This is a genomic window from Janthinobacterium psychrotolerans, assembly GCF_001677885.1.
Lineage (GTDB): Bacteria > Pseudomonadota > Gammaproteobacteria > Burkholderiales > Burkholderiaceae_D > Janthinobacterium > Janthinobacterium psychrotolerans.
On sequence record NZ_LOCQ01000055.1, the window covers coordinates 116,260 to 129,178 of the forward strand.

Below are 12,919 nucleotides of genomic sequence, written 5' to 3' on the forward strand. Positions count from 1 at the left end.
TTAAAACAGTTCCGGTGCGGGTGTGGCGATGCGTTCGCGCAAGATGCGTTCAAAATGCGCGGGATCGTGGGGCGTCAGCATTTCGGCTGCGCGCGGTTGATGGTAATCGTACAGGCGCGACAGCCAGAAGCGCAGCGCGGCTGCGCGCAGCAGCGGCTGCCATGCCGTGTGTTCTTGGTGGGTAAATGGGCGCACGGCCTGGTAGGCGTCGAGCAGGGCGCGCACGCGCGCGACGTCGAGCTTGCCGGTCGCCAGATCGATGCACCAGTCGTTGACGGTGACGGCCACGTCGAACAGCCAGGTATCGCAGCCGGCAAAGTAAAAATCAAAAAAGCCCGTCAGCTGTTCGCCGTCAAACATCACGTTGTTGCGGAACAGGTCGGCATGCACGGGGCCGCGCGGCAAGGCTTTGTAGGTGGCGCAGGCGGCAAAGGCGTCCTGGAAATGAATTTCGGCGCGCAGCAAGTGCGCGTTGGCGTCGTCCAGGTGCGGCAAGACCAGCGGCGTGGTGGCGTTCCACCAGTCCAGGCCGCGCAAATTCGGTTGCTGCAGCGGAAAGTCCTGCGCCGCCAGGTGCATTTTCGCCAGCATCGCGCCGACGGCCGCGCAGTGGACCGGTTGCGGATCCATTTGCGAACTACCATCGAGCTTGCTGACGATGGCGGCCGGCTTGCCTTGCAGCGCGGACACCAGTTCGCCTTCGGCGTTCGGTATCGGCGCCGGCACCAGCACGCCGCGCTCGGCCAGGTGGCGCATCAATTGCAGATAGAACGGCAATTGTTCGAAGCTCAGGTTTTCAAAGATCGTCAGCACATATTCGCCGCGCTCGGTGCTGAGGAAAAAATTGCTGTTTTCAATACCGGAAGCGATGCCTTTGAGTGCCAGAGGCTTGCCGAGTGGAAATTGTGTGATCCACTGGCCGATATCGTCCAGGTGTAGCGCGGTAAAAACTGCCATGGGAAAGAGGAGAGAATAAAAAGGTCAAAGAAAGCCGGCTGCCCCGCAGGCCGCCGGGGCAGGGCTGTGCCGGAAGGGATGCTTATTTGGCTGGTGGCGGTGGCGCCGGGGCGTCGCCGGTCGCTTCGTCGTCGCGCTGTTTCTGCTTTTTCTTGCCCAGGTCAAACTCCATCACCTTCCACTGCGGGCCGCGCAGGGCGTTGCCGTGGGCCTGGTCGCCGCCGGCCGACGGCTTCATGTAATAGGTGCTGCCGCCCGAGGTGACTTTGACTTCGGAGGTGACGCCGTTTTCGCGCTTTTCCGTGACCTGCTGGGCAGGCGCCGCCGGAGTCACGGTAATGGGCGCCTCGCCCATTTCTTCGATTCGTTCCAGCTGCGGTGGCGCATCGCTGGGTTTCGGGGGCGTCTGGGCGCCGGCGATCGCCGACACAGCCAGCAAGGGCAGGGCCAGGAGTTGCCAGAGGGTGGAGGTACGCATCATGATGGGGTCGCTTCCAAGTGTGACTGCGGCATGATGCCGCAGTGTACAGACTGTCAATAAGCCGTTGTTATCTATGGGGCATTGTAACAAACTGGTAAGCGATGCTGTTTTAAATGCAGAGAAATAAGGCGGTGCGCTGGCGCGGCTGGCCACACAGGTAAAAACCGCAGCGCGCGCGCCCGGCGGCGCGGCCCCAAACTCTGCGATAATTGAACGATATTCCACCCGCCCGCCCATGTTTTTCTCCAGCCGGCGCGGCTCACCTTATTTTATTGGCATTATGCAAAACACCCTGCTGTTAGTCGACGGTTCCAGTTACCTTTATCGCGCCTTCCACGCGCTGCCGGACCTGCGCAGCCCGGACGGCTATCCTACCGGCGCCATGCACGGCATGGTCAACATGCTGCGCCGCCTGCGCGCCGATTATCCGGCCGCGTATATCGCCTGCGTGTTCGATGCCAAAGGCAAGACTTTCCGTGACGATATGTATCCCGAATACAAGGCGACGCGCGCTTCGATGCCGGACGACCTGCGCCTGCAGATCGAACCGATCCATGAAGCCGTGAAAGCCATGGGCTGGCCCATCCTGATGGTCGACGGCGTGGAAGCCGATGACGTGATCGGCACCCTGGCCGTGCAGGCGGCCAGCGCCGGCATGAACGTGGTGGTGTCGACCGGCGACAAGGACCTGGCGCAGCTGGTCAACAGCCAGGTGACCCTGATCAATACCATGAGCAATGAAAAGCTCGACGAAGCGGCCGTGCTGGCCAAGTTCGGCGTGCCGCCGAACCGCATCATCGATTACCTGTCCCTGATCGGCGATACGGTCGACAATGTGCCGGGCGTATCGAAATGCGGACCGAAGACGGCCGTCAAATGGCTGACCCTGTATGACAGCCTGGAAGGCGTGATGGAAAACGCCGCCAGCGTTGGCGGCGCCGTCGGCGAGAACCTGCGCACGGCGCTGCCGTGGCTGCCGCAGGCGCGCGCCTTGATTACCGTGAAAACCGATTGCGATCTGTCCGGCCACATGACGACGATTGCCGACTCGCTGGTGGCGAAACACGAAGACCGCGAGGCGCTGCTGGCGTTCTTCAATCGCTATGGTTTCAAGGCGCTGCTGCGCGAACTCGGTGGCGCGCCGCCACCGATGTCGCCGGTGGGCGCGCCGGTGGTTGCTGGTACTGCCGTCAATACCACGGGCGATATGTTTGCCGATGCCGCACCAGTAGCCGAGGCCGTGTACGAAACCGTGCTGACCGATGAGCAGCTCGACAAATGGATCGCCCTGATCGATGCGGCGCCATTGACGGCCGTCGATACGGAAACCACCTCGCTGGAACCGATGACGGCGCAGATGGTCGGCATTTCCCTGTCGGTGGCCGAGCACGCCGCCTGCTATATTCCGCTGGCGCACGATTATGCTGGCGCGCCGGACCAGTTGTCGCGTGAACACGTGCTGGGCAAGCTGCGGCCATGGCTGGAAGATGACGCCAAACCCAAGCTGGGCCAGAACCTGAAATACGACAGCCATATCTTCGCCAATCATGGTGTGATTCTGCGCGGTATCGTGCACGACACCTTGCTCGAATCGTATGTGTTCGAGTCGCACAAGAAACACGACATGGACGGCATGGCCTTGCGCCACCTGAACTACACCACCATCGCGTTCGAGGATGTGTGCGGCAAGGGTGCCAAGCAGATCACCTTCAACCAGGTGGAGGTGGGCCAGGCGGCTCGCTATGCGGCCGAGGACGCCGATATCACCCTGCGCCTGCATAACGCCATCTGGGGCAATGTCGCCAACGATGAAAAGCTGACGTATATCTACCAAAAGATCGAGCTGCCGACGGCGCAGGTGCTGCAAAAGATCGAGCGCAACGGCGTGCTGATCGATGATGCACTGCTGAACCTGCAGTCGGCCGAGCTGGCCGTAAAAATCCTGGAACTGGAAAAGAAGGCCTACGAGCTGGCCGAGCAGCCGTTCAACCTCGGTTCGCCCAAGCAGATCGGCGAGATCTTTTTTGACAAGCTCAAGCTGCCGGTGATCAAGAAAACCCCGACCGGCGCGCCATCCACCGACGAGGAAGTGTTGCAAAAGCTGGCCGAGGATTATCCGCTGCCCAAGGTGCTGCTGGAATACCGCGGCATGGCCAAGCTGAAATCGACCTACACCGACAAACTGCCGAAGATGATCAACGTCACCACCGGCCGCGTGCATACCAATTATGCGCAGGCCGTGGCCGTCACGGGACGCCTGGCGTCGAACGATCCGAACTTGCAGAATATCCCGATCCGCAGCGCCGAAGGGCGCCGCATTCGCGAAGCATTCATCGCGCCAGCGGGCAGCAGCATCGTTTCGGCCGACTACTCGCAGATCGAATTGCGCATCATGGCCCATATCTCGGGCGACGAAGCGATGCTGCGCGCCTTTGCCGACGGCATCGACATTCACCGCGCCACGGCGGCCGAGATCTTCGGCGTGCCGGCAGCCGAGGTGCAAAGCGAACAGCGCCGCTACGCGAAAGTGATCAACTTCGGCCTGATCTACGGCATGAGCGCGTTCGGCCTGGCCGGCAACCTGGGCGTGGACCGCACGGCCGCGCAAAGCTATATCGACCGCTATTTCGCGCGTTTTTCAGGCGTGAAACAATATATGGAAGACACGCGCCAGCAGGCCAAGGCGCGTGGCTACGTGGAAACCGTGTTTGGCCGCCGTTTGTGGCTGCCGGAAATCAATTCGCCGAACGGCCCGCGCCGCCAGGGCGCCGAACGGGCGGCCATCAATGCGCCGATGCAAGGCACGGCCGCCGACCTGATCAAATTGGCCATGATCGCCGTGCAGGACTGGCTGGAGCAGGACGGCCTGCAAACGAAGATGATCATGCAGGTGCACGACGAGCTGGTGCTGGAAGTGCCGGACGCCGAGCTGGACCTGGTCAAGCGCCGCCTGCCCGAGCTGATGGCCGGCGTGGCCGAGCTGAAAGTACCGCTGACGGCCGAAGTGGGCGTCGGCAAGAACTGGGACCAAGCGCATTAATTGCTTGCAGTAATTCCTTTCAACACAACACCTTCAGGAGAAACGCATGAAAGACATGATCACCGATGTGGAAAGTCTGTTGGGCCAGAGCACTTTGACGGGGCCCGACGGCCGGCGTGGCTTCCTGAAGGTGGCGCTGGGCACCGGTTTTGCCGTGGCCGTGATGCCGGTGGCGGCGCAAAATGTCATCAAGACCGATGGCGTGGGCCTCATTTCCGGCACCGTCATGGTCAAGGTCGACGGCCAGGATGTGCCGGTCTACGCGTCGCAGCCCGAAGGCAAGACGGGTTTGCCGGTAATCCTGGTCATTTCCGAGATCTTCGGCGTGCACGAGCATATTGCCGACATGGCGCGCCGCTTTGCCAAGCAGGGCTACCTGGCGCTGGCGCCCGACCTGTTCGTGCGCCAGGGCGATGCGACCAAGGTGGCCAGCATACCCGAGCTGATGAAAAACATCGTCGGCAAGACGCCCGATGCGCAGGTGATGAGCGACCTCGACGCCATCGTCGCCTGGGCCAGGCAGAACGGCGGCGACACCGCGCGGCTGGGCATTACCGGGTTTTGCTGGGGTGGCCGCATCACCTGGCTGTATGCGGCGCACAATCCGGCCGTGAAAGCGGGCGTGGCCTGGTATGGCCGCCTGGTCGGCGAGTCGACCGCGATCACGCCGCAGCACCCGGTCGATATCGCGCCCACGCTTGCCGCGCCGGTGCTGGGCCTGTATGGCGGCAAGGACACCGGCATCCCGCAGGAATCGATCGAGAAGATGAAAGCGGCCCTGGCCAAGGGCAGCAGCAAATCCGAATTCGTGGTCTATCCCGACGCCGGCCACGCCTTCAACGCCGACTACCGCCCCAGCTATGTGGCGGCCGACGCCAGGGACGGTTATGCCCGCTGCCTGGCCTGGTTCAAGGCCCATGGCGTGGCGTAATCAATATCCTGGCAGCATGTTTCCTCGCTGATCCAGCAAGGCAAGCCGGGCAGCAAATGCCCGGTCAGCTCGTCAATGCAGTACAATTGCATCTTACTCGCACCACGCCGCCGCCAAGGTTGCATCAATCAATAATACGCAATACCGTACTGAGCAGGCTCCAGCACAGCGGACGCCAGTATCCTGGCGCCCCTTTTGAGGTAAGAAATCATCGATCCCGTCCTTTTATCCATTTTGCTCGCGACCACGATCGCGGGCGTGTTCAGCATTACCGCGGCGGCGATTTTCTCGTTTGCATTCTTGTCCAAGGTGGTCGAGCGCATGGTCAGCCTGTCGGTCGGCATCATGCTGTCGACCTCGCTGCTGCACGCCTTGCCCGAAGCGTTCGAGTCGCAAGCCGATCCGCGCAGCCTGTTCGCAACCTTGCTGGCCGGCCTGCTGGCGTTTTTCATGCTGGAAAAGTTTGCCATCCTGCGCCATTCGCACCACCACGAAGGCGACGGCCACCACCATGCGCACGGCCACGACAAGCATGAAGCGGGCAAGGCCGGCTGGATGATTTTGGTCGGCGACGGCATGCACAATTTTACGGACGGTATTTTGATCGCCGCCGCTTTCCTGGCCGATCCGAAGCTGGGCCTGGTGACGGGGCTGGCGATTATCGCGCATGAGATCCCGCAGGAAATCGGCGACTTCATCGTGCTGCTCAACGCCGGTTTTTCGCGCCTGCGCGCCTTTGTCTTCAACCTGCTGTGCAGCCTGATGGCGGTGGCCGGCGGCCTGCTGGGCTACTTTACGCTGGACCGCGCCAGCAACCTGATTCCCTATGTGCTGGTGTTCGCCTCGTCCGGCTTCATCTATATCGCGCTGTCCGACCTGATGCCGCAGATGCAGCGCCGCTCGACGTTGCGCGAAACCATCCCGCAAGTGCTGTTGATCGCGCTGGGCGTGGGCATCGTGCTGTTTTTGACGCGCCACCGGCACGGGTAAGGATGACCAGCCCCTGATGAAAAAGGCGAGCCATGGTGGCTCGCCTTTTTGTTAATTGCCGGTCGCCACCGGCCGCGCCGGGTCGGCGCACCATTCGCTCCACGAACCCGGATACAGCGCGGCGCCCGGTAAACCAGCCACTTCCATCGCCAGCAGATTGTGGCAGGCCGTCACGCCGGAGCCGCACTGCATGACGGCCGCCTCTGGCTTGCCGATCAGGCCGGCAAATTCCTGTTCAAGTTCCCGGGCCGGCTTGAAACGGCCGTCCGGCTGCAGGTTGTCCTTGAAAAAACGGCTTTTCGCGCCCGGGATATGGCCGCCGACGGGATCGATGGTTTCGTTTTCGCCACGGAAGCGGTCGGGCGCGCGCGCGTCCAGCACTTGCAAGGCCTGCGTGCCGAGGTTGGCGACCAGATCCTGCACGCTGGCGGTGCGCGTCAGGCTGGCTTGTTCCGTGATATTGCCGGCCGGACGCGGCGCGACCGGCGTGACCAGTGGCAGGCCTTGCGCCTGCCAGGCGGCCAGGCCGCCGTCGAGCACTGCCACCCTGGCATGGCCGATCCAGCGCAGCAGCCACCATAAACGGGCGGCATACATGCCGCCCTGGCCATCGTAGGCCACCACTTGCGTGTCGTCATTGATGCCCCAGCTGCGCAAGGCGGCGATCAGGGCATGGCGTTCGGGCAGCGGGTGGCGGCCGGTAAAGGCGGCGCCGACGGCGGCTTTCGGGCCGGACAGGTCGGTGTCGATATTGGCGAACTGGGCATTTTGAATATGGCCGGCGGCGAAGGCGTCGCTGCCGGCCGCGGGGTTGAGCAGGTCATGGCGGCAGTCGAGGATGACCCAGCCGCTGTCATTCAGGTGGCTGGCCAGGTCATCGGCACTGATCAAGGTGGTGTACATGGTGAACGCTCCTTACACTTCGCTGGCAATCGGGTCCGTGCGCGCGATGGCCGCGCCACGGGCGGTGTTGCGGGTATTGTAATAGGTGGCGGCAAGGCCGGAGGCGAGAATGATGCCGATGCCGGTCCAGCCATGCCAGTCGAACAGGTCGCCGAAGATCACCACGCCCCAGAAGCTGGAAAACACGATGCCCGTGTATTGCAGGTTGGCCACCACCAGCGTCTTGCCCAGGCGATAGGCGCGCGTCATCGCCATCTGCGCCATGGTGGCGCACAGGCCGATGGCCGCCAGCAAGCCCACGCCATAGCCGCTGGTGTGCGCGTGCCAGACGACGGGGCCGCCGCCGGCGCTGGCCACGTGGCCGATCACGCCGGCAACAAAATTGACGACCGAAAAATAAAACACGACACGGTATTCGGGCTCGCCCAGCAGGCCCAGCTTGCGCACCTGCAAATACGCCAGCGCCGACAGCATGCCCGAGATCAAGGCTGTGATGGCGCCGGCCGCCTGCTCGGTTGCAAACACCGGCTGCAGCAGCAGGGTGACGCCGACAAAGCTCATGGCGATTGCGGCCACCAGCGGCCATTCGACCTGCTGGCTCGCTTTCCACCAGCCGCCGGCCAGCAGGATCACGGCAATCCAGATCGGCGCCATGTAATTGAGCGTCATGGCGGTGGCCAGGGGCAGGATGGCGATCGCATAAAACCACAGCCACAGGGCGATCACGCCGACCACGCCGCGCCACAGGTGCTGGCCCCACATGCCGGTTTTAAATGTACCACCCCGATACAGAATGGTGCAGGTCATTACGGTGATGCCGATGATGCCGCGATACATGACGATTTCCGAGGTCGAGTACATCTCCGAAGCGAGCTTGACGCAGACCCCCATGATGGCGAACATAAAGCTGGCAAACAGCATCCATAACGATTGCATGTGATTCCTGGAAAACGAGAGAATAAAAAAAGGCCGCACGCGGCGGCCCAGAAACTACAGTGCGATATTGTCGCGGTACCATTCGTGGAAGTGCTGCATGCCGTCTTCCATCGGCGACTGGTAGGGGCCGGCTTCGTTGACGCCGCGCGCCATCAGCACCTTGCGGCCGGCATCCATGCGCTGGGCGATTTCATCGTCCTCGACGCAGGTTTCCATGTAGGCGGCGCGTTCGGCCTCGATGAATTCGCGCTCGAACAGCACGATTTCTTCCGGATAGTAGAACTCGACGACGTTGCGGGTTTTCTGCGGGCCGTCCGGCCACAGGGTCGACACCACCAGCACGTGCGGATACCACTCGACCATGATGTTCGGATACAGGGTCAGCCAGATGGCGCCATACGGCGGCGGTTCGCCGCCACGGAACTGCAGCACCTGTTCCTGCCATTTTTTATAGGCGGCCGAGCCCGACTGCTGCAGGCCGCGGTGCACGCCCACCGTCTGCACGCTGTAGTCCTTGCCGAACTCCCAGCGCAGGTCGTCGCAGCTGACAAAGCTGCCCAGGCCCGGATGAAACGGTTCGACGTGATAGTCTTCGAGGTAGACTTCGATAAAAGTCTTCCAGTTGTAGTCGCACTCGTGGATTTCCACGTGGTCGAACATATAGCCGGAAAAGTCGAGGTCTTTCGAGACGGACAGGTCTTTCAACTTGTCCATCACGTGGTAGCCATTCTGTTCGAACAGCAAGCCGTTCCAGCTTTGCAGCGGCGTTTTCGACAGGTTCAGGCACGGCGTCTCGGGGAAATGCGGCGCGCCGATCAATTCGCCCTTGAGGTCGTAGGTCCAGCGGTGCAGCGGGCAGACGATATTGTTCGCATTGCCACGGCCATTGAACATCAGCGCCTGCCGGTGGCGGCAGACGTTGGACAGCACTTCGATGCCATTGGCGTTGCGCACCAGCATGCGTCCTTCGTTTTCGGACGCCAGGGTGGCAAAATCACCCGTTTCGGGCACCATCAGCTCATGCCCGATATAGCGCGGGCCGGCCTGGAACAATTGCTGCATTTCACGCTGCAACAGCGTTTCGTCAAAATAGACGTGGACCGGAAGTTGCGCGTTTGAACGCGCCAGCTTGGCGTGAGTAGCCAGATCGGACATCCCAACCCCCCATAATATGTACAACGGTCAGCAGGCTCCCCGGTCATCCCCTGGGCAGCCGCTACAGAGAGAAAGAATCCGCAAAGACCTGAATTCAAATTGGTTGAAACGGTATTTCGGACAGAACCGGCGATTATAGCGTGAATCGGCCCCAGCCATGCCAAACTCCCTGCCAGAAACGGCAGTATTTGACCCCTGGTGCAAGAAGACGACGCTTTGCGGCAGGTTTTCAGACAGATTGGGGCGATTGCGGCCAACACCAGCGCGTAACGGCCAGTCTGTCCTGCTTTGAGCACGCCGTACACGCTTTAGTTTTCACTTAATACAGTGGTTTGTTCTAAAATACCGCTACTGTGCTGGCCGGGTATGCCCGGCATCGGCCGGCAAGCCCCTCGTGCCACGAAAAGATCTGAGTTTATGTCCAAGAAATTAACTGCCGCCGCCGTGCCGGCCTCGTTTGAAGAGGCCATGGCCGAGCTCGCCCAACTGGTGACCCAAATGGAAGCGGGCCAGCTGCCGCTCGAAGCATCGGTCGCGGCCTACCAGCGCGGCTCCGAACTGGTCAAGTACTGTGCCGGCCAGCTCGACAGTGTCGAGTCGCAGGTGAAGGTGCTCGAAGGCGACATGCTGAAACCGTTTGCCGATGGCGAGGCGCTGCAATGACGGCGGTGGTCACGCCGGGCCTGACCTTTGGCGACTGGATGCAGGCCACCCAGGCCGGCGTGGAAAGCGCGCTCGAGCAGTTCTTGCCGGCATCGGATGTGATACCGCACAAGCTGCACGCGGCGATGCGCTATGCCCTGCTCGGTGGCGGCAAGCGCGTGCGCCCGTTGCTGGTGATGGCCGCAGGCGAGCTGTTCGAGGCTGACGCCGCCGCCCTGGCGCGCGCCGCTTGCGCGCTGGAAATGATACATGTGTATTCGCTGGTGCATGACGACATGCCCTGCATGGACGACGACGCCTTGCGCCGTGGCAAGCCCACCGTGCATGTCGCCTACGATGAAGCGACCGCCCTGCTGGTCGGCGACGCGCTGCAGTCGCAGGCGTTCACCATCCTGGCCGAAGGCGCGGCAATTCCACCAGGACGGCAAATGGCGATGGTACGGCTGCTGGCGCAGGCGTCGGGTTCGTCCGGCATGTGCGGCGGCCAGGCGATCGATCTCGACAGCGTGGGCTTGTCCCTGAGCCTGCAGCAGCTGGAACAGATGCATCAGTTGAAGACGGGCGCCTTGCTGCGCGCGGCCGTGATACTGGGCGCGCTGGCCGGCAAGGATCTCGAACCCGCCGACATGGCGTCGCTCGACGCCTATGCCAAGGCGGTGGGGCTGGCGTTCCAGGTGGTCGACGACGTGCTCGACGCGACGGCCGATTCGGCCACCCTGGGCAAGACGGCAGGCAAGGATGCGGCGGCCAACAAGCCGACCTATGTATCGATACTGGGGCTGGAGCCGTCCAAGGCCCTGGCGGAACAATTGCGGTGCGACGCCCATGCGGCGCTGGCGCCATTCGGGGACAAGGCACGCCGCCTGCGCGAGCTGGCAGACCTGGTCGTGCAGCGGAAGGCTTAAATGAAACTGTTAGAAACCATCAATGAACCGGCGCAAGTGCGCCAGCTGTCCCGTTCGCAACTGGTGCCGCTGGCACAGGAACTGCGCAGCTTCCTGCTCGACTCGGTGTCGAAAACCGGCGGCCACCTGTCGTCCAACCTCGGTACGGTCGAGCTGACCGTCGCGCTGCACTATGTGTTCAACACGCCGCACGACCGCATCGTGTGGGACGTCGGCCACCAGACCTATACCCACAAGATCCTGACGGGCCGGCGCGAGCGCATGCACACCCTGCGCCAGAAGGATGGTATTTCGGGTTTCCCGAAACGCGACGAAAGCGAATACGACACCTTCGGCACGGCCCACTCGTCGACCTCGATTTCGGCCGCGCTGGGCATGGCGCAGGCGGCCAAGATCAAGGGCGACCCGTTGCATGCGATCGCCGTGATCGGCGACGGCTCGATGACGGCCGGCATGGCCTTCGAGGCGATGAACAATGCGGGGGTGCAGGAAGACGTCAACCTGCTGGTAATTTTGAACGACAACGACATGTCGATCTCGCCGCCGGTCGGCGCGCTGAACCGCCACCTGGCGCGATTGATGTCGGGCCAGTTCTATGCGGCCGCCAAGAACGTCGGCAAGTCGGTGTTGCCCGGTCCGGTGCTGGAACTGGCGAAACGCTTTGAAGAACACGCCAAGGGCATGGTGGTGCCGGCCACCATGTTCGAGGAATTCGGTTTCAATTACATTGGCCCCATCGATGGCCACGACCTCGATTCGCTGATCCCGACCTTGCAGAACATCAAGCAACTAAAGGGGCCGCAATTTCTGCACGTGGTGACGAAAAAAGGCCAGGGCTACAAGCTGGCCGAAGCCGAACCGATCCTGTACCACGGCACCGGCAAGTTCAATCCGCTCGAAGGCATCAAGCCGGCCACGGCGCCGGGCAAGATGACTTACACGGAAGTGTTCGGCAACTGGCTGTGCGACATGGCTGCGCACGACAAGCGCCTGGTGGGCATCACACCGGCCATGCGGGAAGGCTCGGGCATGGTCAAATTCGAACAGCAGTATCCGAACCGTTATTTCGACGTCGGCATCGCCGAGCAGCATTCGGTGACGTTTGCCGGTGGCCTCGCCTGCGAAGGCCTGAAACCCGTGGTGGCGATCTATTCCACTTTTTTGCAGCGCGCCTATGACCAGCTGATCCACGACGTGGCGCTGCAAAACCTCGACGTGACGTTTGCGCTGGACCGCGCCGGCCTGGTCGGCGCCGATGGCGCCACCCACGCCGGCAACTATGACATGGCGTTTTTGCGCTGCATCCCGAACATGGTCATCATGGCCGCCTCGGACGAAAACGAATGCCGCCAGATGCTCACCACCGGCTATTACTATCCGGGCCCGGCGGCAATACGCTATCCGCGCGGCGCCGGCGCCGGCGCCGCCATCGTGGCGGAACTGGCCAGCCTTGAAATCGGCAAGGGCGAGCTCAAACGCGAAGGCAAGAAGATCGCCATCCTGGCGTTTGGTTCGATGGTGGCGCCGAGTGTGGCCGCCGGCGACCAGCTCGATGCCACGGTGGCCAATATGCGCTTCGTCAAGCCGCTCGACGTGGCGCTGGTGAAACAGCTGGCGGCGGACCACGACTATCTGGTCACGGTGGAAGAGGGCTGCATCATGGGCGGCGCCGGTTCGGCCGTGGCCGAGGCACTGGCCGCCGAGGGCATCGTCAAGCCGATCCTGATGCTGGGCCTGCCGGACCAGTTCATCGACCATGGCGATCCGGTGCAGTTGCTCAAAGGCGTGGGCCTGGATGGCTTTGGTATCGCCGCGTCGATACGCCAGCGTTTTCCGCGCGACGCGAGCGAGCCGCGCTTGAGCGTGGTGTAAAGATGCGTAGGTCGGATTAGCGCTTCGCGCGTAATCCGACAACCATGTTGGCACTGATCGTGGTGTTGTCGGATTACGGCCCGAAG

The 12,919-nt window shown here is 62.3% G+C and carries 11 protein-coding genes; 6 read left to right on the forward strand and 5 right to left on the reverse strand.

Annotated elements, in window-relative coordinates:
• Together ASR47_RS13380 and ASR47_RS13385 are read right to left on the reverse strand one after the other, a co-directional pair.
• Complete coding sequence (locus ASR47_RS13380) at positions 1–957, reverse strand: homoserine kinase (RefSeq protein ID WP_065308276.1); 957 nt, start codon at positions 955–957, stop codon at positions 1–3.
• An 82-nt stretch (positions 958–1,039) separates the two neighbouring features.
• Positions 1,040–1,438 (reverse strand): hypothetical protein, encoded by a 399-nt coding sequence (locus ASR47_RS13385; protein ID WP_065308277.1) that lies wholly within the window; start codon positions 1,436–1,438, stop codon positions 1,040–1,042.
• A 280-nt stretch (positions 1,439–1,718) separates the two neighbouring features.
• On the opposite strand from ASR47_RS13385, the gene polA reads away from it, so the two are divergent.
• The 3 genes from polA (at position 1,719) to ASR47_RS13400 (ending at position 6,399) form a co-directional block, all read left to right on the forward strand.
• A complete protein-coding gene (gene polA / locus ASR47_RS13390) occupies positions 1,719–4,478 on the forward strand; it encodes a DNA polymerase I (RefSeq protein ID WP_065308405.1) in 2,760 nt (919 codons plus the stop codon).
• 46 nt (positions 4,479–4,524) lie between these two features.
• On the forward strand, positions 4,525–5,409 hold the full coding sequence (locus ASR47_RS13395) for a dienelactone hydrolase family protein (RefSeq protein WP_065308278.1): 885 nt from the start codon (positions 4,525–4,527) through the stop codon (positions 5,407–5,409).
• A 258-nt stretch (positions 5,410–5,667) separates the two neighbouring features.
• Positions 5,668–6,399, forward strand: a complete 732-nt coding sequence (locus ASR47_RS13400; RefSeq protein ID WP_245714342.1) for a ZIP family metal transporter — start codon at positions 5,668–5,670, stop codon at positions 6,397–6,399.
• A 51-nt stretch (positions 6,400–6,450) separates the two neighbouring features.
• Here ASR47_RS13400 and ASR47_RS13405 read toward each other — a convergent pair whose 3' ends face one another.
• Genes ASR47_RS13405 through ASR47_RS13415 form a run of 3 tightly spaced genes read right to left on the reverse strand, consistent with a single transcriptional unit; the run spans position 6,451 to position 9,393 of the window.
• On the reverse strand, positions 6,451–7,302 hold the full coding sequence (locus tag ASR47_RS13405; RefSeq protein ID WP_065308280.1) for a sulfurtransferase: 852 nt from the start codon (positions 7,300–7,302) through the stop codon (positions 6,451–6,453).
• Positions 7,303–7,314: 12 nt separating this feature from the next.
• Positions 7,315–8,238: a DMT family transporter gene (locus ASR47_RS13410; protein WP_065308281.1), complete on the reverse strand. Its 924-nt coding sequence runs from the start codon at positions 8,236–8,238 to the stop codon at positions 7,315–7,317.
• Positions 8,239–8,292: 54 nt separating this feature from the next.
• On the reverse strand, positions 8,293–9,393 hold the full coding sequence (locus tag ASR47_RS13415; protein WP_065308282.1) for an aromatic ring-hydroxylating oxygenase subunit alpha: 1,101 nt from the start codon (positions 9,391–9,393) through the stop codon (positions 8,293–8,295).
• Positions 9,394–9,810: 417 nt separating this feature from the next.
• On the opposite strand from ASR47_RS13415, the gene ASR47_RS13420 reads away from it, so the two are divergent.
• Genes ASR47_RS13420 through dxs form a run of 3 tightly spaced genes read left to right on the forward strand, consistent with a single transcriptional unit; the run spans position 9,811 to position 12,833 of the window.
• Positions 9,811–10,056, forward strand: coding sequence for an exodeoxyribonuclease VII small subunit (locus ASR47_RS13420; RefSeq protein ID WP_065308283.1), 246 nt, complete (start codon positions 9,811–9,813; stop codon positions 10,054–10,056).
• Positions 10,053–10,961: a polyprenyl synthetase family protein gene (locus ASR47_RS13425; RefSeq protein ID WP_065308284.1), complete on the forward strand. Its 909-nt coding sequence runs from the start codon at positions 10,053–10,055 to the stop codon at positions 10,959–10,961. Before ASR47_RS13420 ends, ASR47_RS13425 begins: the two co-directional genes overlap by 4 nt.
• Positions 10,962–12,833 (forward strand): 1-deoxy-D-xylulose-5-phosphate synthase, encoded by a 1,872-nt coding sequence (gene dxs / locus ASR47_RS13430; RefSeq protein ID WP_065308285.1) that lies wholly within the window; start codon positions 10,962–10,964, stop codon positions 12,831–12,833. It abuts the gene before it with no gap.
• Positions 12,834–12,919 lie beyond the last annotated feature (86 nt).